The 16,898-nt window shown below is 51.2% G+C and carries 15 protein-coding genes and 1 pseudogene; 13 read left to right on the plus strand and 3 right to left on the minus strand.

What is annotated here, in order from left to right; genetic code table 11:
• Positions 1-240 precede the first annotated feature (240 nt).
• The 5 genes from panB to ku all read left to right on the plus strand — a co-directional run bounded on the left by panB (position 241) and on the right by ku (position 4,655).
• Complete coding sequence (gene panB, locus B0W44_RS14195; protein ID WP_077720597.1) at positions 241-1,086, plus strand: 3-methyl-2-oxobutanoate hydroxymethyltransferase; 846 nt, start codon at positions 241-243, stop codon at positions 1,084-1,086.
• Complete coding sequence (panC, locus tag B0W44_RS14200) at positions 1,083-2,027, plus strand: pantoate--beta-alanine ligase (RefSeq protein WP_077720598.1); 945 nt, start codon at positions 1,083-1,085, stop codon at positions 2,025-2,027. The genes panB and panC overlap by 4 nt, the downstream gene beginning before the upstream one ends.
• Positions 1,942-2,325 (plus strand): aspartate 1-decarboxylase, encoded by a 384-nt coding sequence (panD, locus tag B0W44_RS14205; RefSeq protein WP_077720599.1) that lies wholly within the window; start codon positions 1,942-1,944, stop codon positions 2,323-2,325. Before panC ends, panD begins: the two co-directional genes overlap by 86 nt.
• Positions 2,326-2,397: 72 nt before the next feature.
• Entirely contained in the window at positions 2,398-3,864 is a 1,467-nt protein-coding gene (locus B0W44_RS14210) for a tetratricopeptide repeat protein (RefSeq protein ID WP_077720600.1), read from the plus strand.
• 5 nt (positions 3,865-3,869) lie between these two features.
• Complete coding sequence (gene ku, locus B0W44_RS14215; protein WP_077720601.1) at positions 3,870-4,655, plus strand: non-homologous end joining protein Ku; 786 nt, start codon at positions 3,870-3,872, stop codon at positions 4,653-4,655.
• A gap of 7 nt (positions 4,656-4,662) precedes the next feature.
• Here ku and B0W44_RS14220 read toward each other — a convergent pair whose 3' ends face one another.
• Positions 4,663-4,971 carry a hypothetical protein gene (locus B0W44_RS14220; RefSeq protein WP_077720602.1) on the minus strand — a complete coding sequence of 103 codons (309 nt, stop codon included), beginning with the start codon at positions 4,969-4,971 and terminating at the stop codon, positions 4,663-4,665.
• 129 nt (positions 4,972-5,100) lie between these two features.
• Here B0W44_RS14220 and wrbA point away from each other — a divergent pair.
• Positions 5,101-5,711, plus strand: a pseudogene (gene wrbA, locus B0W44_RS14225) (NAD(P)H:quinone oxidoreductase).
• A 74-nt stretch (positions 5,712-5,785) separates the two neighbouring features.
• Positions 5,786-6,721 (plus strand): ATP-dependent DNA ligase, encoded by a 936-nt coding sequence (locus tag B0W44_RS14230; RefSeq protein WP_077720603.1) that lies wholly within the window; start codon positions 5,786-5,788, stop codon positions 6,719-6,721.
• A gap of 66 nt (positions 6,722-6,787) precedes the next feature.
• Here the strand turns inward: B0W44_RS14230 and B0W44_RS14235 are convergent, their stop codons facing one another.
• Entirely contained in the window at positions 6,788-8,467 is a 1,680-nt protein-coding gene (locus B0W44_RS14235; RefSeq protein ID WP_077720604.1) for a high affinity choline transporter 1, read from the minus strand.
• Between the two features lie 376 nt (positions 8,468-8,843).
• Between B0W44_RS14235 and betB the strand changes: the two genes are divergently transcribed.
• A complete protein-coding gene (gene betB / locus B0W44_RS14240) occupies positions 8,844-10,328 on the plus strand; it encodes a betaine-aldehyde dehydrogenase (protein WP_077721419.1) in 1,485 nt (494 codons plus the stop codon).
• Positions 10,328-11,527, plus strand: a complete 1,200-nt coding sequence (locus B0W44_RS14245; protein WP_418304104.1) for a choline dehydrogenase — start codon at positions 10,328-10,330, stop codon at positions 11,525-11,527. The genes betB and B0W44_RS14245 overlap by 1 nt, the downstream gene beginning before the upstream one ends.
• A 33-nt stretch (positions 11,528-11,560) precedes the next feature.
• On the opposite strand, the gene cudC is transcribed toward B0W44_RS14245, so the two are convergent.
• Entirely contained in the window at positions 11,561-12,109 is a 549-nt protein-coding gene (gene cudC / locus B0W44_RS14250) for a choline uptake/conversion transcriptional regulator CudC (protein WP_077720606.1), read from the minus strand.
• Positions 12,110-12,303: 194 nt separating this feature from the next.
• On the opposite strand from cudC, the gene ligD reads away from it, so the two are divergent.
• From ligD to B0W44_RS14270, 4 genes are read left to right on the plus strand one after another with little or no spacing between them, the layout of a single operon-like run.
• The gene (gene ligD, locus B0W44_RS14255; RefSeq protein WP_228441188.1) at positions 12,304-13,179 is read left to right on the plus strand and encodes a non-homologous end-joining DNA ligase; all 876 of its coding nucleotides are present in this window, start codon (positions 12,304-12,306) and stop codon (positions 13,177-13,179) included.
• Positions 13,180-13,230: 51 nt separating this feature from the next.
• A complete protein-coding gene (locus tag B0W44_RS14260) occupies positions 13,231-14,520 on the plus strand; it encodes an amidohydrolase (RefSeq protein WP_228441190.1) in 1,290 nt (429 codons plus the stop codon).
• A gap of 27 nt (positions 14,521-14,547) precedes the next feature.
• On the plus strand, positions 14,548-16,149 hold the full coding sequence (locus tag B0W44_RS14265; protein ID WP_228441192.1) for an ATP-binding protein: 1,602 nt from the start codon (positions 14,548-14,550) through the stop codon (positions 16,147-16,149).
• Positions 16,146-16,826 (plus strand): response regulator, encoded by a 681-nt coding sequence (locus B0W44_RS14270; RefSeq protein ID WP_077720607.1) that lies wholly within the window; start codon positions 16,146-16,148, stop codon positions 16,824-16,826. Before B0W44_RS14265 ends, B0W44_RS14270 begins: the two co-directional genes overlap by 4 nt.
• Positions 16,827-16,898 lie beyond the last annotated feature (72 nt).

A 16,898-nucleotide genomic window follows, 5' to 3' on the forward strand; every position in this document is an offset into this window, starting at 1 on the left:
CATTGTGGTATACTGAACGTGAAGGAGCGGCTGTATCCGGAAGGAACGGCACGATTTCCTCTTTTCAAGAACACTTGATCCGCTCTCTGCTCTTATCCTTGCGGAAAGAGACAGAAAACATGCGGGATTCCCAGGATCAGTCGTGCCTTCTCACGCCTTTTTCAGGCTGTGGAAGGCATTTTTTATGCTCCTTCACTGCATTTTCCTTAAATATCCAATATTGATGAAGGAGGAGCGTCTGTGAGTGAACGTAAAGATCGAGTCACTGTCGCCAGACTGCAAAAAATGAAACGGGAACGGGAGCCAATTGCGATGCTCACCGCATACGATTACCCGACCGGCCAACTGGCCGAAGCGAGCGGTGTGGACGTCGTCCTTGTGGGCGATTCCCTCGGTATGGTGGTGTTAGGATACGAGTCGACTGTTCCCGTCACCCTGGAGGACATGGTACATCACACCCGGGCGGTGCGGCGGGGAATTTCCCGTCCGCTGCTCGTGGCCGACCTCCCGTTTCTCACCTACCGTCTTGGGGTAAGGGACGCCTTACAGGCGGCCGGCCGTTTGATGCAAGAGGGCGGCGCCTCAGCTGTGAAAATGGAAGGCGGCCGGGATCTCGCCCCCACAGTTAAAGCGTGTGTCGAGGCTGGCATCCCGGTCATGGGGCACATCGGCTTGAAACCGCAAGCTGTTCATCAGACAGGTTACCGCATCCAAGGAAAGACAGAGCAATCCGTGCGCGAGCTGGTGGACGACGCCGAGGCGTTGACAGAAGCCGGAGCTTTCGCCTTCGTACTGGAATGTGTGACCGAAGAAGCGGCACAAACGATCAGCGAGTCCGTTCCAGTGCCGACGATCGGCATCGGGTCAGGCCGCCAGTGCGACGGGCAAGTACTCGTCTTTCACGACGTCGTCCAATTCAGTGTGAACGGATTTCGACCATCTTTTGTGAAAACGTACGCCGACGCCGGGGAGACCGTTCTGAGCGGGTTAGCGGAATACGTACGCGATGTGAAAAATCGCCGCTTTCCACAAGAACAACACGTCTTTCACGGAAAAAGTGCGGTTTACGGAGGCACAAAGCGATGAAAGTCGTGACAACCATCCGCGCGTTGCGCCGGTCACTCCCGGACGAAAAGAGGGCGGTCATCGGCCTGGTGCCGACGATGGGCTATTTGCACGACGGGCACTTGAGTTTGATAGAAACGGCAAGGCGCGAGTGCGACTGTGTCGTCGTCTCAGTGTTCGTCAATCCGCTGCAATTCGGCCCCCGGGAAGATTTTGATACGTACCCCCGCGATCTCAATCGGGATAAAGCCCAGGCCGAAAAGGCAGGAGCCGACCTTTTGTTTGCCCCTGACACAGAAGAAATGTACCCGAAACCGCCCTTTACGACCGTCCGCGTGTCCAATGTGACGGAAGGGATGTGTGGCGCCTCCAGACCCGGCCATTTCGACGGAGTCGCGACAGTCGTCACGAAGCTGTTTCACATCGTCCAGCCGCACAGGGCGTATTTCGGTCTCAAAGATGTTCAGCAAGTGGCCGTCATCCAGCGCATGGTGGACGATCTAAACATACCGGTAAACATCGTCCCCTGTCCGACTGTACGGGAACCCGACGGTTTGGCCATGAGCTCGCGCAATGTCTACTTGAGCGAAGAAGAACGCCGACAAGCAACTGTTTTGTTCCAGGCCCTTAAGACGGCAAAAGAAAAGCTGGCGAAGAGGGAATGGCACACCCCACAACAGGTGGAAGACGGCGTCCGGGATATAATCGAAACACAACCACTAGCCGACATCGACTACGTAGAAATGCGGACGTTCCCCGATCTGGAACGCGTCCGTGACATAGGGAATAAAACGTACGTGATCGCTGTCGCGGTGAAGTTCGGTAAGACGCGTTTGATTGACAATATTTTGTTCCAAGGAGGAGAGACGCCTACCGATGTTGCGTACGATGATGACGGCGAAACTGCACAAAGCGACGGTCACAGAAGCGAATCTACATTACGTCGGCAGCGTCACAATTGACGCTTATCTACTGGAACAGGTCGGTATTTTGCCCAACGAGAGGGTGCAAATCGTCAACATCCACAACGGCGCTCGGCTGGAGACGTACGTCATTCCGGGAGAAAGGGGAAGCGGCACTGTTTGTTTAAACGGAGCTGCTGCCCGGTTAGTGCAACCTGGGGACCGTGTCATCATTATCGCGTACGGGCTGATGGACGAAGAAGAAGTGCGGGACCACGTTCCGAGAGTAGCCGTTCTGGACGAACATAACCGCATCGTGCAAATGATGTCAACGGAACCGGCCGGTCAAAAGACATAACATAAAAAGCACGTTCACAGCTCACACTAGAGGGCACCGGCTCTAATATTCAATAAACGGAAGTGACGTGTCGTGACGTACGACGAGTTTGATTGGATGGAAGAAGCCCTCGCCCAAATTGAATCGATCTATCCCCGCTGTTCCACGGAAGTTCAACGGGAATTGGCCGATCGGTTTCGTCACTTACAAGATGTGAGTGACGGCTGGCTGGACGCGTGGCTGTTGTTACAGGAGCGATTTCGCGACGTGATCGAAAAATACCCAGAACTGGCCGGTCAGAACGACACTTCTACGGCGTTTTTCCCGCCTGCTGTGCAACCTGATAACAAGGAGGTCGGAGAAGCTGGTCCGGACTTACAATCAGACGAATCCTTAAAATTTTGGGTCGACGAACGGGCGATGCAGCAATTCCGCATCGGACAGGGGTATTACAACTTGTGGATGTTTTCGGACGCCATGTCTCAATTCCTCCAGGTGGTAGACGACGAACCCGACTTTGTCCTCGCTCGCCTCTACCTCGCGTTGACGTATTTCCAGCAGGAACAGTGGGAACGAGCGGAGACAGAGTTCCAACTTGTGTTGGAGACAGCTCCCCACCCCGAGTTCCTGCGATTTTGCCACCATATGCTCGGTTGTCTTTTTGTCAGGCAAAAAAAAGATGTGAAAGCGGTCCGGCATTTTTCCCGAGCGCTGGAAATGGACGTAGAAAACAGTGACACGCTGTTTAATTTAGGAGCTTGCCACTACCGCCTCGGTTCAGTCCAATTCGCCATCCCGTGTTTTGAGCAAGCGATTGCGCTCAATGGAGACGATTGGGAGAGTATGGTGTATTTAGCCCACTGCTATACGGCACTGGGAGATCACGATCAAGGGACGCACTGGCGCAAACAAGCGTACGAAATGTCACGAAAGCCGTGGATTATCTCTGAAATTGCCGACAGTTACGAGCGGCAACAGCAGCTGGACGAAGCGCTGAAGTGGAACTTGTACTGTGTGACCAACCATCCGGAGTGGGCAGAAGGGTACCACGGTGTTGCGTGGAATATTTGGAAAAAAGACCGCCATCCCCTGGCGGTCGTTTGGCTAAAAAAGGCGTTGACTTTAAAGCGGGACGATGCGAACATCCTATTTTCTTACTGGTGGATTATCCACCACGTGGGCACGCCGGAGGAGAAGGCGCGGGTCAACCGACACGTATCTTCCGTGATGCACCAATCCCCGCTATGGTCCCTCGCCCACGGAAACGTGTACCGAGTGAGCGGCGATTTCGAGCAAGCCAGGAAGACGTTAACCCCATTGTTAACAGCGGAGGAAGTGCGCGTGCAAGGAGCGGCGCACTATCAGTTGGCCCATTTGTGTATGGCAGAACAAAAGTGGAAAGAAGCGGTCGACCATTTCCACAAAGCCCGCGAATGCGATGGTCTCTTACATGAAACGCTGTTATTTGAAGGGATTTGCCATTACTTGACCGGGGACAGGGAAGCGTCCAAAAACTGTCTGCGTCTGTACCAGCAGCAACAATCAAATGACGGGAGGTAACAGGGGTGCACACTGTTTGGAAAGGGTCGATTCGCTTCGGCCTCGTCAACATACCAGTTCGCATGTTTACGGCGACGGAAGAAAAAAGTGTCAAATTTCGCCAATTGCACGCGAAATGTCACACGCCGATCCGCTATCAGCGGACATGCCCCAACTGTGAACAAGAAGTGGACCGAGACGACATTGTGAAAGGGTACGAATTGGAGGAAGGCCGTTTTGTCGTATTGACAGACGAAGAAATCGAGGCCGCTAAACCTGAAGCCGAAAAATCGATTGACATCCTCGACTTTGTGGATTTAGCGGAGATCGATCCCGTTTACTTCAATAAATCGTATTACCTGTCTCCCCAGGATACCGGTGAACGAGCGTATTCCTTACTGCGGCAGGCCATGTACGACACACACAAAATCGGCATCGCCCAGTTTACGCTCCGCTCCAAACAGTCGTTGGCTGCAGTGCGCGTCTTCGACAAAGCCCTCGTCCTGGAGACGATTTTCTATCCGGACGAAGTGAGGGCTGTTGACAACATTCCCGACTTGCCGAAAGAGGGAGCTCTGCCAGAGAAGGAGTTGAACATGGCCCAACAGCTGATCGAGCAGCTCGTGACACCGTTTGACCCGGAAAAATACGCAGATGAGTATCGCCAGTCCTTACTAGACGTCATTGAGAAGAAGGCAAAAGGTGAAGAAATCCGGGAAGCGCCTGACGTCAAACCGCACAAAGTGGTCGATTTGATGGAGGCGCTGAAGGCGAGTCTCGATCAAACCGCTGAGAAAAATAAACGGGCGTAATCGCGATTCATCTTCCCGTCCAGTACCTCATGTATTGCGTCTCCCCCGTCGGCTTTTTCGATACGACGTCCCCGGAGTCGTCCAGTGTGATTTCGTACAGCTCGTAGTGTTCGATTCGCCATCCGTCCGTTTCAGTGACCTTTTTTAATTCGTAGTCGTACTCAGTGAAAGTGCGTTCCGCGCTACCGGCTACAGCCGTTTCAGCTTCAGGCGGAATGGCGATTTGGTATTTGGCCCATATAAGTGCCAACAGGAGGACGTTGGCAGCGATGATCGTACACAAAAGCACCTGTTTTCCTGACATTTTCCACTCCATGGCAAGGACCCCCGTTTCCTTGAGTCATTGTATGTACAGGCTCACCGTTTCATGTCGGAGAACGGTGAAAAGGGTATAAAGGCTCCTGCTTAAACAAACGATAAGCAAAAAAGGAGTCTGATACACGCGATGACCCAAGTCAAACTCGCAGTCATTTACTACAGTTCAACTGGAACGAACTACCAATTAGCGCGCTGGGCTGAAGAGGGGGCAAAAGGGGTCGGTGCGGAGGTGAAAGTAGCCAAAGTGCCGGAACTCGCTCCAGAAGAGGCCATTGCCAGCAATCCGGCGTGGAAGGCCCATGTAGAAGCTACGCGAGATGTGCCGACCGTCCAGCTGGACGATCTGGAATGGGCGGATGCTTACATATTCAGCATGCCGACGCGTTTCGGAAACGTCCCCTCCCAAATGAAACAGTTCCTCGACACAACCGGTGGACTGTGGGCTGAAGGGAAAATGGCCAACAAAGTGGTCAGCGCTATGACTTCTGCACAGAACTCCCACGGTGGCCAAGAAGCGACGATCCTGTCCCTGTATACGACGATGTACCACTGGGGCTGTATTGTCGTGACACCAGGGTATACAGACGATGCTATTTTTAAAGGGGCGGGAACCCGTACGGAACGAGTGTCTCTGTCGACCAAGACGGAAACATGGTCGAAGACGTACGCGACGCCGTCCTGCACCAGGCAAAACGCACAGTAACCGTGGCGGAGTGGGTCAAACACGGGCAACGCTAGAGACATGATGCGGAAAAGAAAGCGGTGCGGCGGATTTCGCCTCGGCACCGCTTTTTAACGGCAGGTGATACGTGTTGGAACCGATTGTACCGTTTGAACCTGTTTCGACTAACCGAATCCCAAAGGGAGATCGCTGGACGGCCCAGGTCAAGTGGGACGGCGTACGCATATTGACCTACTACGACGGACGCGACGTCCGGCTCTTTAACCGCAAACGCCGTGAGCGCACGCGTCATTACCCTGAGTTCACGCAAATTTCGTCATTTTGCAGCGCCCGCTCTGTCATCCTGGACGGCGAAGTCATTGCCCTCGACGCTGACGGAAAGCCGTCTTTCCACGAAGTGATGCGTCGAGACGGCATCCGCAGAATGGATCGGGTCGATCGGATGCGGAAGGTCGTACCGGTGACGTACATGATCTTCGATGTCGTCTACTGCAACGGGGAATGGGTCCGCCACCGAAATTTGAGTGAGCGCATGGACATTCTCTCCGCGGTCATTACGCCGTGTGACCGTGTTCAGTTAGTCCATTCACACCCTGAAGGAGCGGACTTGTTTAAGGTCGTTCAACAGCACCAATTGGAAGGTATCGTCGTAAAAGATTTAAACAGCAAGTACGAGATCAGCGGGAAAGACAGCCGGTGGCAAAAAATAAAAAACTACCGGGACATCACGGCCGTTGTGGGAGGAGTTACCCTCCGAGACGGGATCGTCAACGCCGTGTTACTCGGAGCGTTCGATGCCAAAGGACGCTTGCATTACATCGGCCACGCCGGCACTGGGAAGTTAACGAGGGGAGAGTGGCAAACCTTGACGGAGAGAATCAAGCCGCTCATCGTAACGGATCGGCCGTTTGTCAACAGGCCTCAGCGCATCAAGGGCGCGATCTGGGTGAAACCGGAGATCACGGTAAAAGTCCAATTTTTGGAATGGACAAAAGGCCACACGTTGAGACAGCCAAGTATTCAGGCGTTTGTAGAAACCTCTCCGGAAGCGTGTGTCCTCACCTAGCCAGTGATTCCTCCTTAAGCTTTTTACTGTTTACTTAAAAACCGGGAGCGAAAACTCCCGGTATCGTCACGAGATTTTTTTCAAGTTGCGCAAAGGCAAAGGGGGACAGATGCGAGCCGTCAATTTCGAGACGATGAAAATCGTTAACAAACTGGACACCATCGCCAACGTACGGAAAGGAAATAAAACAACGCCATCTTCGAGCATCGGATAAGGGATAATGGTCGGTATCCCCAACACGGGCTCCCCGCCTCCGAACCTGAGCACAAACGCGACCATGAGTCCCGCTATGGAGCCGTACTTGTTCGCTCCTTTAAAAAAGAGCGCTGTGGTTAACTGCGGGAACAAAATGCAGTAAACAAAATCACTGCATAAATACCACAGTTCGTATACACTTTTCACATTTATCGCGATAAGCGTCGCAGCAACACCGATTATGACGATCGCCTGCTTAATCACTTTTTGCAAGTGGGCCTTCGTCGTTTTCGGACGAATTAATGGTCGATAAACGTTCCACGCCGCCATCGATGAAGCAGATAAAATCGATGAATCAACAGATGACATGACAGCTGCTGCGAGTGCCCCTAGACCGATGGCCGACACCAAGTCAGGTGTCATATAGCGCAAGACGTAAGGCAATATAAGGGACGGACTTTCCGGCTCTTGTGTGCCCAATTGCGCCCAATCGGCATTAAATCCAATCACCCCGATTAAAGCGGCCGGAATTGCGGCTAACAACGCGAACACTCCAGCCATAATCGACAGCCACATCGCCGTCTTTTCATTCTTAGCCGAGAGAACGCGCTGGAAGTATACCTGCCAAGCAATCCCACCGAAAATGAGCATCAATGCGTTGTCCCACCAGTTCCAATACCAATTTCCCCAACTCGGATCGCGCCATCCGTCTAGTGGTGGAAACAAGTTCGCGTAGTTGTTTCCTAATTCTTGCATGCCTGCGACATAATGGGTCCACGTATTTTCTAACCCGCCAGTGTACTGAAGGGAAAAAGGAATGACGAGAAATAAACCAAATATAATCATCGCGAGCTGGACTACGTCAGTGTAGGCGACAGACCACAAGCCGCCGACGACCGTGTAGGCAATGGCAATAGCCGCAGAAAGTATGATTGACGTTGTGAAATCCAGGCCTAATATCGTCCCAAACGTCGTGCCGAGCGCCGTCAAAATGGCACCGCTCCAAAAAACTTCTCCAGCCAACGCCGGGATGTACAAAATGCCAGTCACTTTTTTTCCAAAACGAGCTTCTAAAGGGTCAAGCATTGTCGTAAACTCGTAGCGTCGCATTTTTCTCGCGTAAAAAACACCGCCAATAATGAGACTTAACGCGTAACCCCATGGCGCCTGAACCCACACCATGCCCGAAGCGTAAGCATATTCAGCCGTTCCGTTTATATAGCCTCCGCCGACCCAGGTCGCACCCATCGTCATCATGGCCACCCACAACGGCATTTGCCGGCTGGCTAACATCATGTCCTTTAATCCGGTGTTTTTTCTCCTCGCAGTGACAACGCCAATGTAGTAGATAAACAAGTAAAACAGTAACATGGCGCCAAGCGTGCTCCAGTGTACCGGACTCCCCGCGATCAATGAGTATACGGCAATGAACGTAAAAGCGAGGACGATTCCGATTAATCCGATACCCCAAGAAGGAATTTTCTTTTTCCTCGGTGTATTCGCCAGGACGTTGACACCGTCCTGCCGCTGAGGGTTATCCGTATATGGCATTACTGCACATCACCCCTTGTTCAATTGAATGTGTCACAGATGAACCCTTTCGCCACCATCCCAGAATTTATCCCTCCTTCAACCTTAAATTTTTTCGCGTCAATGGCACATGAAGTATAACAAGCGTGGATGAGAAAATACAGAGAAAAAAACTATTTATACAGTTATTTCTGTTCAATCTTAACATAACGATAATATATGTCAAATAAAATGAACGAATTGTCAGCACTGCATGAATGTGTTAATCTAAATTATAAACTGTTTGTACAGTAATATCTGTATAATTATAATATTGGGAGGGATAGATGTGTCCATTGACCGGGTACAAGCGGGGAAAAGCCAGGACGTCATGAGAGGACAACGTCCCCGGCTCAATATGTACGTAGACGGCAATTGGATTCCGGCAGGAGACGGATCCGTTCACGAGATTATAAACCCATTCAACCAGGAAGTGCTTGCGATGGCGCCTGCCGGAAACCGCGAAGATGCGGAAAAAGCGATACGCGCAGCGAGAGAGGCTTTTGACACTGGACCGTGGCCAAGCCTTTCGGGAAGTGAACGGGGACGATTCCTGTATCGAACGGCAGAACTCATCGACAGGGATCACGAACAGTTGGCGGTACTGGAAACGCTTGATACGGGTAAAACACTGGCGGAAAGTCGTTCTGACATGGACGACATTGCAGACGTCTTTCGCTATTACGCCGGAATGGCAGACAAAGACGGCGGAGAACTCATTGATTCGCCCATTAAAAATTCGATTAGCCGTATCGTCAGAGAGCCTGTCGGCGTATGTGCCTTAATTACCCCGTGGAATTATCCGCTTTTACAGGCATCATGGAAGTTGGCGCCAGCGCTGGCGGCGGGTAACACTGTTATCTTAAAACCGAGTGAAATCACACCTTTAACATCACTGAAAATAGCGGAGCTTGTGGAAGAAGCCGGAATTCCAAAAGGGGTTGTCAACATCGTCACTGGCCTGGGGTCTGTAGTCGGCCAAACGTTAGCGGAATCTTGCAACGTCGATCTCATCTCTTTTACTGGCGGAGGTGTTACGGGGCGAAAAATTATGCGCGCCGCTTCTATCAATTTTAAAAAGATCGCCCTTGAACTAGGTGGAAAAAACCCGAATGTCATTTTTGCCGACGCAGATTTTGACACTGCAGTGGACTACGCTTTAAACGCCGTTTACTTCCACGCAGGCCAAGTGTGTTCAGCCGGGGCGAGACTGATTGTGGAGGAAAGCCTGCACGACCAGTTTGTCGCATCACTCGTGGAACGTGTCAAAAACATTCGTTTAGGTAGCGGGATGGATGACGAAACAGAAATGGGGCCACTCATTTCTGCCGAACACCGGGAAAAGGTAGAGACATTTGTGAAAATTGGATTGAAAGAAGGAGCGAAATTACTCACCGGCGGTAAACGGCCGGAACAAGAAGAACTGTCCCGAGGATTTTTCTTTGAACCGACTGTCTTTGACGAATGTTCACCGGACATGCGCATCGTGCAGGAAGAGACGTTCGGCCCCATTCTAACCGTTGAAACATTCCGTACTGAGGAAGAAGCTATCCGCCTCGCCAACGATTCTGTTTACGGACTGGCAGGAGCCGTTTGGACGCAAAACATGAACCGGGCGGAACGAGTCAGTCGCTCCCTCCGCTTAGGAACGGTCTGGATTAACGACTATCACCCTTACTTTCCGCAAGCTCCGTGGGGCGGGTACAAGCAGTCGGGTATCGGCAGGGAACTCGGTAAAACCGGTTTGGAAGAATATACGGAACAAAAACACATTTTCCAAAATATCAATCCACAACCGATGAACTGGTTTGGCAAAAATCGTGAAAGGGTTGAGGAGACATGATGAAATTCGAACGAATGACACGTTTTAAATCGTTTGAAATGCCGACTGTCGTTAAATCTTCTGTCGGAGCCGTTCACCACGTCGGGGAAGAAGGGAAGAAACTCGGTGTATCGAAAGCGATGATCGTCACCGATGACCGCTTGTATCAAGCCGGTGTCGTCGAGCCGATTGAACGTCGTCTGCGGAACGCCGGAATCAAGGTGTTCGTTTTTCGCGAAGTCAGAGGAGAACCGGATACCTTTCTTGTCGCAAGAGGGAGTGCGGCCTTTAACGAGCACAACTGCGACGGGCTCGTCGCTGTCGGTGGCGGCAGCTGTATGGACACGGCCAAAGCAATCGGAGTGGAAGTCGTACACAGAGCCCCTGTGCTACATTATGAGGCATCCGATCAAGGCAAACCGCTAGAAAAACGGATACCTCCCCTCATAACCATCCCCACTACGGCTGGAACGGGCAGCGAGGTTACCCAGTGGGCAGTGATTAAAGATCCTGAGCGTGAAATTAAATTCAACACGGGAGGGCCGCTCATTGCAGCTCACGTGGCGATCATCGACCCTGAATTACATGTGTCCATGCCGCCGCACGTTACGGCTGCCACCGGGATTGATGCACTGTCACACGCCATTGAATGTTACACGTGCCATTGGGCGCAGCCGATCACGGATGCCGTTGCCTTGCTGGCCATCGAATACGTCAGTAAGTACATCCGCCGTGCTTATGCGGACGGGCACGATATGGAAGCTCGTCACGGTATGGCTCAAGCGGCCATGTTGGCCGGATTGTCATACGGGAGCGAATCCGCCGGAGCCGCCCACGCCATGTCGCAAACACTTGGAGGGATGATCCCGGTAATGCACGGCCAATGTGTGTCAGCGATGCTTCCGGCCGTTATGGAGTACAACTGGATGGGGAACCCGGAAAAGTTCGCTCGCATTGCGGAAGCGCTCGGTGTGAATACGGCAGACATGAGTGTGGAAGAAGCAGCCAAACAGTCCGTTCGCGAAGTAGAAAGGCTGGTGCGCGAACTCAACATTCCAAGTTTGTCAGAACAAGGTGTAAACCCCGGTGAGATTGACCGTTACGCTCAAGCTGCTTTAGAAGATCCACAAACGGTTGGCAACCCGCGGGACATTGATTTAGAAGGGTACAAATGGCTGTACCGGCGTTGCCTCGGACTAGAGGAGTCAACACTTTCATAAAGAATTGAGGGCGGTTTTATCCGCCCCTTTTATTTAATCTCGGACGTCTGGTTTGGGTAACCATTTGTAAATGTCGCCATTTCGGCATCGGTTCAGTAACTCCTGTAACCAGCTGTAGTAAGACTCCGCTTCCTTCAGTTTTTGTAAATCCCGGTGCACTTCAAATTTCACGTCTTCAGATACACTGTCGTCATCCAACAACGCTTCCAGGGAAGCTTGTGTTTTAGCGACTGCTTCTTTATTCATATTCACTTCTTGCTGCCATTTCGTACAAAAAAAGTCGACAAATGTTTTATAAAAATTTTTTTCCGCTTCGTATAAATCTTTTCGAACCCCTTTTTTCCACACTTTTTTGACCATATTGATGTCCGTCAGTTTGCGCACCCCGGTGCTCATGCTCGTCTTGCTCATTCCGAGGGATTCCCGCATTTCATCCAGTGTCATCGGCTCATCTTCAAAATAGAGGATAGCGTACAACCGGCCAATAGAGGGGGTTACACCGTACAAATCCATCGTTTCGGCCAGTGATTGGATAAACGGTTGCCTTGCGTGTTCCAGTAATTCTCTGTCTTTTGCGGTCATGAAGTCCTTCACTCCCTCTTCAATCCTAATTTCAGAGTATACACGAAAAAATATTGGACAAAAAGAAATAAGTGCTGTTTGAACTGTATGTGTCAAACTTAATTCCCATTGTAGTACGTTTGATTAAAATCTGCCAAGATATATAAAAAGAAAAATACGCGTGATGGCGAGTGAAGGAATTGAAGGACAAAATCGTGAAAGTTGAAGGCAAGCACATTCAAGTCACCAATCCAGACAAAATTCTCTTTCCCGACATCTCAATGACGAAATGGGACTACGTGATGCACATGGCCCGCCTCGCACCGTTTATGCTGCCATACACGAGAGACCGCTTGCTCACAGTTATACGCTACCCAGATGGAGTGCGGGGAAAACACTTTTACCAAAAAAACATTCCTTCCTATGCGCCGGATTGGGTCGAGACGAAAACGGACGGAGACAATGAATACATTTTATTGCAAAATACCGCGACTCTCGTCTGGTTGGCCACACAAGCGGCACTGGAATTTCACACGTCGTTTCATTTGGCCGGAAGCGACATCCCGGCTGAACTCGTATTTGATTTAGACCCTTCTCGAGAAGGGTTTGAGGCTGTGACGGAAGTGGCCCTCCTGCTACATCAGGTGCTCCAATCCATCGGACTGAACGCATTCGCCAAAACGTCGGGAGCCACCGGCATTCAAGTGTACGTGCCGATTGAGAGGCGTTACTCATTTAAACAGACGAGACGAGTCGGACAGTTTCTCGGCAAGTATTTACAGGAACGGCATCCTCGCCTCGTGACACTGGAGAGGATGAAACGCCTGCGCGGCCACAAAGTGTACTTCGACTATTTGCAGCACTGGCACGGGAAGACGATTGCCGCCCCCTATTCGCCTCGGGCGAGGGCACAAGCCCCGGTGTCCACGCCTGTTTCGTGGCGTGAATTGGAGAAGGGCGTACATCCTGACGACTTCACCCTCCTCAACATCCACAGGCGGCTGGAAGTGACAGGCGACATCTTCCAAAAGGTGTTAGACGTTCGCAAGCGTCAGTCATTAGACGCGATCTTACACGTCATTCGCACTTGACGTTTTCATCACCTGTCTGATTCAATATATGAGAGAGGAGAGAGTAGATTCGTGAAACGTTTGTTCATCAATGCTGTCATCGTCACCGCAAACGAAAAAGACGACGTTGTTGAAGGAGCCATGGCCGTAGAGGGCGACAAAATTGCATATATCGGAAAAACCCCAGAGAACGTGTGGGCTTACGACGACGTCATCGATGTGCGCGGTAAACTGATAATGCCAGGGCTGATCAACACGCACGGCCACGCGGCTATGTCCCTGTTGCGCGGTTTTGCCGACGACTTGCCGCTCAAAGAGTGGCTGGAGACCAAGATTTGGCCTGTAGAAGACAAATTCGGCCCGCAACACGTCAAGTGGGGCACGTATTTGTCCATTTTGGAAATGATAAAAAGCGGGACGACAACTTTCGTCGACATGTACGACTACATGGACGAAGTGGCCCACGCCGTCATGCAGTCGGGCATCAGGGCGTGTTTGAGCAGGGGCATTATCGGGCTCGGGTCAAAGGAAGAGCAGGAAAACAAATTGAAAGACGCGACGCGATTTGTCCAGGAGTGGCACGGCGCCGCAGGAGGCAGAATTACCACGATGATGGCTCCACACGCTCCATATACGTGCCAACCCGACTTGATTACGCAAATTGTGGACCAGTCCACCGCGTTGAATGTTCCGATTCACGTCCACATGTCCGAAACGGCCCGGGAAGTGCAGCAAAATGTGGAAGAGTACGGCAAACGCCCAGTCGCCCACTTACTGGAGCTCGGCGTGTTCGACCGACCGACTCTCGTCGCCCACGCCGTCCATGTCAACGACGACGAAATAGACATTTTAGTACATAAAGACGTCAAAATATCGCACAACCTGGGAAGCAACTTGAAACTGGGGAGCGGTGTCGCCCCGATTCCAACAATGCTGAAAAAAGGCTTGCGCCCATCCCTCGGAACAGACGGCGCGGCCAGCAACAACAACCTCGACATGATGGAAGAAATGCGCTTGGCTGCCCTGGTGCACAAAGGGACGACACAAGATCCGACCGCCGTCCCGGCTGCTACCGCGTTAAAAATGGCGACACGATACGGAGCTGAAGCTGCCTTTTTAAGTGAATTGGGTTCGTTGGAAGTAGGAAAAAAAGCAGATTTCATCACCCTCGACATAAAGGGAGCCCACTGGTTGCCCCACCACGACTTCCTATCTCATGTCGTGTACAGTGCAACCAGCAGTGACGTGCAAGATGTGTACGTGAACGGCCGTCCGCTCATGCGCAATAGACAATGTCTCACACTGGACGAGGAGCGCATTCATTATCAAGTTAATAAGGTGTGGGGGCAGTTACACATATAAGCGGGCAGAACAACAGGAGGGGAAAACGTGAAGATTGCCGTGCGTACGAAAATTATCGGGTTGACGCTCGGGTTGATGACGTTTGTCATCCTCGTGCTGTCTAGTATTTTCGCTTTCATTGAAGCAGCCGAGATCGAAGAGACGATAGGTGATAAAGCGTTGAGCACGGCAGTCCTCGTCGCCCAGACCCCCTTAGTGGTTCAAGCCTTCGAACAAGACGATCCTTCTGAAACACTGCAACCGTTTGCAGAGCAGGTTCGTAAACAGACTGGTGCCGACTTCGTCGTGATCGGAAATAGCGAATCCATTCGGTACTCGCATCCTGAAGAGCGGAAAATAGGAAAGAAAATGGTGGGTGGGGACAACGACCGGGCCCTCGTCGACGGGGAGTCGTACATATCGAAAGCGACAGGATCCCTCGGCCCCTCCCTCAGAGGGAAATCCCCCATTTTGGATGACGATGGGGAAATTATTGGCATCGTTTCGGTCGGTTTTATGATCGAAGACATTCGCAGTTTGCTGTTTAAAAAGCTCGGTGCCATCGGCTTATTTGCTTTAGTCGCACTCGCTCTGGGGTTTGTCGGAAGTATCTTTCTCGCCAAAAGTATCAAGCGGGACATGTATGATTTGGAACCGTACCAAATCGCTGCCCTCTATCGCGAACGAATGGCCATTTTGCAAGCCATTCGAGAGGGAATTGTCGCTTTGGACAAAAACAATCGGGTGACGATGCTCAACGACTCTGCCCGGCAAATGCTCGGGATTGTAGGAGACATCGAAGGAAAACCGATTAACGAAGTACTGCCCGACGCTGAAATGACCAGCGCGCTCACGAGCGGTAAAACCGAACACAATGAAGAATTTTACCACAACGGGCTTGTATTTATCGTCAATTGCCAGCCCATCGTTGAAAACGGTTCAATAGAAGGAGTCGTTGCCAGTTTTCGGGACAAAACTGAAATGATTCAAATGGCGAACACCTTGTCAGATATTAAACGTTACACAGACGATCTTCGAGCACAAAATCACGAGTTTACGAACAAACTGTACGTCCTCTCGGGGTATTTGCAATTGGGCCACTACGACAAAGCGATCGACCTGATACAGCAAGAAGCGGGCATTCACGAAAAAGGGAGTCGCATGCTCTTCACGCACATTCACGATCCTACTGTCCAGGCTATTCTCGTCGGAAAGATGGCAAAAGCCTCTGAAAAGAAAATCCACTTCACCATAGATGAAAACAGCTCGCTCGATCCCCTTCCGTCCCATATTGGACAAGCCCAGTTAATTTCAGTATTGGGCAATGTCATCGACAATGCGATAGACGCTGTTATACAGAGCGCGAAACAAGAAGTACGCTTTTTTGCGACGGATATCGGACACGACATCGTTTTTGAAGTCATCGATTCGGGACCTGGCGTGCCGGATAACGTGGAGCTCTTGTTTCGAAAAGGATATACCAACAAGTCTACAGGTCAGAACGAGCGAGGATTCGGGCTGGCGATTGTAAAGCAGGCTGTGGAAGAGATGGGCGGTATGATTGAAGTGGTCAACCGTTCGAACGGAGGTGCTGTTTTCACAATCTTTTTACCCAAAAAAGACGCAAGGGAGGAGAGTGTCATTCCATGATCAACGTGTGCATCAGCGAAGATGACTACCGCATTGCTGACATCCACGAAGAGCTCGTGTCGCAAGTGGCCGGATTTCAATGCGTCGGGAAAGCCCTCAATGCCGCGGATACGATCAGTCTTTTAAAGCGGAGGCCAGTGGATCTCGTCATTTTGGACATATACCTGCCGGATGAGCTAGGTGCGGAAATGCTGCCGAAAATGAGGGAACAGTTTCCGTCCGTAGACGTCATTATTATTTCCGCTTCCACTGAAAATGAGCATCTACACTCGGCCCTTCGTTACGGGACGTTTGACTTTATTATAAAACCGGTATCTCTCCCTCGATTGAAACGCACGTTAGAGCGCTACCGCCATTACAGGGAAACGCTGTTGGCACAAGATTCGGTCACTCAAGAACGTATTGACAGACTCATCGGACACGTCCCACCTGATTCACACCCCCTTCCCAAGGGGATTGACTCGTTAACGCTGGACAAAGTAAGGCAATTGCTTCAAGAGACACCGACAGGCATAACAGCCGGAGAAATGGGAAAACGTCTCGGCGCTTCCAGAACGACGGCCAGGCGGTATCTTGAATACCTCATATCAGTGAATGAAGCGGAGGCACAGCCGATCTACGGCGTAGTCGGGCGTCCGGAGCGCCGATATTTTTTGCGTCCGCGGTGCACAAAATGAACAAAATAGAGATTTATATTTTTAATGCACAATATTTTGTTAACGCTTACAATCTTCGTCAAATGTTTTACG

The sequence above is a fragment of the Novibacillus thermophilus genome (assembly GCF_002005165.1).
Lineage (GTDB): Bacteria > Bacillota > Bacilli > Thermoactinomycetales > Novibacillaceae > Novibacillus > Novibacillus thermophilus.

What these genes read in the sequence shown, in the direction of transcription:
- panC (WP_077720598.1), top strand. Translation starts at nt 1,083, where the DNA reads ATGAAAGTCGTGACAACCATCCGCGCGTTGCGCCGGTCACTCCCGGAC.
- panD (WP_077720599.1), top strand. Translation starts at nt 1,942, where the DNA reads ATGTTGCGTACGATGATGACGGCGAAACTGCACAAAGCGACGGTCACA.
- B0W44_RS14220 (WP_077720602.1), bottom strand. Translation starts at nt 4,971, where the DNA reads ATGGAGTGGAAAATGTCAGGAAAACAGGTGCTTTTGTGTACGATCATC.
- B0W44_RS14235 (WP_077720604.1), bottom strand. Translation starts at nt 8,467, where the DNA reads ATGCCATATACGGATAACCCTCAGCGGCAGGACGGTGTCAACGTCCTG.
- betB (WP_077721419.1), top strand. Translation starts at nt 8,844, where the DNA reads ATGTACGTAGACGGCAATTGGATTCCGGCAGGAGACGGATCCGTTCAC.
- B0W44_RS14245 (WP_418304104.1), top strand. Translation starts at nt 10,328, where the DNA reads ATGAAATTCGAACGAATGACACGTTTTAAATCGTTTGAAATGCCGACT.
- cudC (WP_077720606.1), bottom strand. Translation starts at nt 12,109, where the DNA reads ATGACCGCAAAAGACAGAGAATTACTGGAACACGCAAGGCAACCGTTT.
- B0W44_RS14270 (WP_077720607.1), top strand. Translation starts at nt 16,146, where the DNA reads ATGATCAACGTGTGCATCAGCGAAGATGACTACCGCATTGCTGACATC.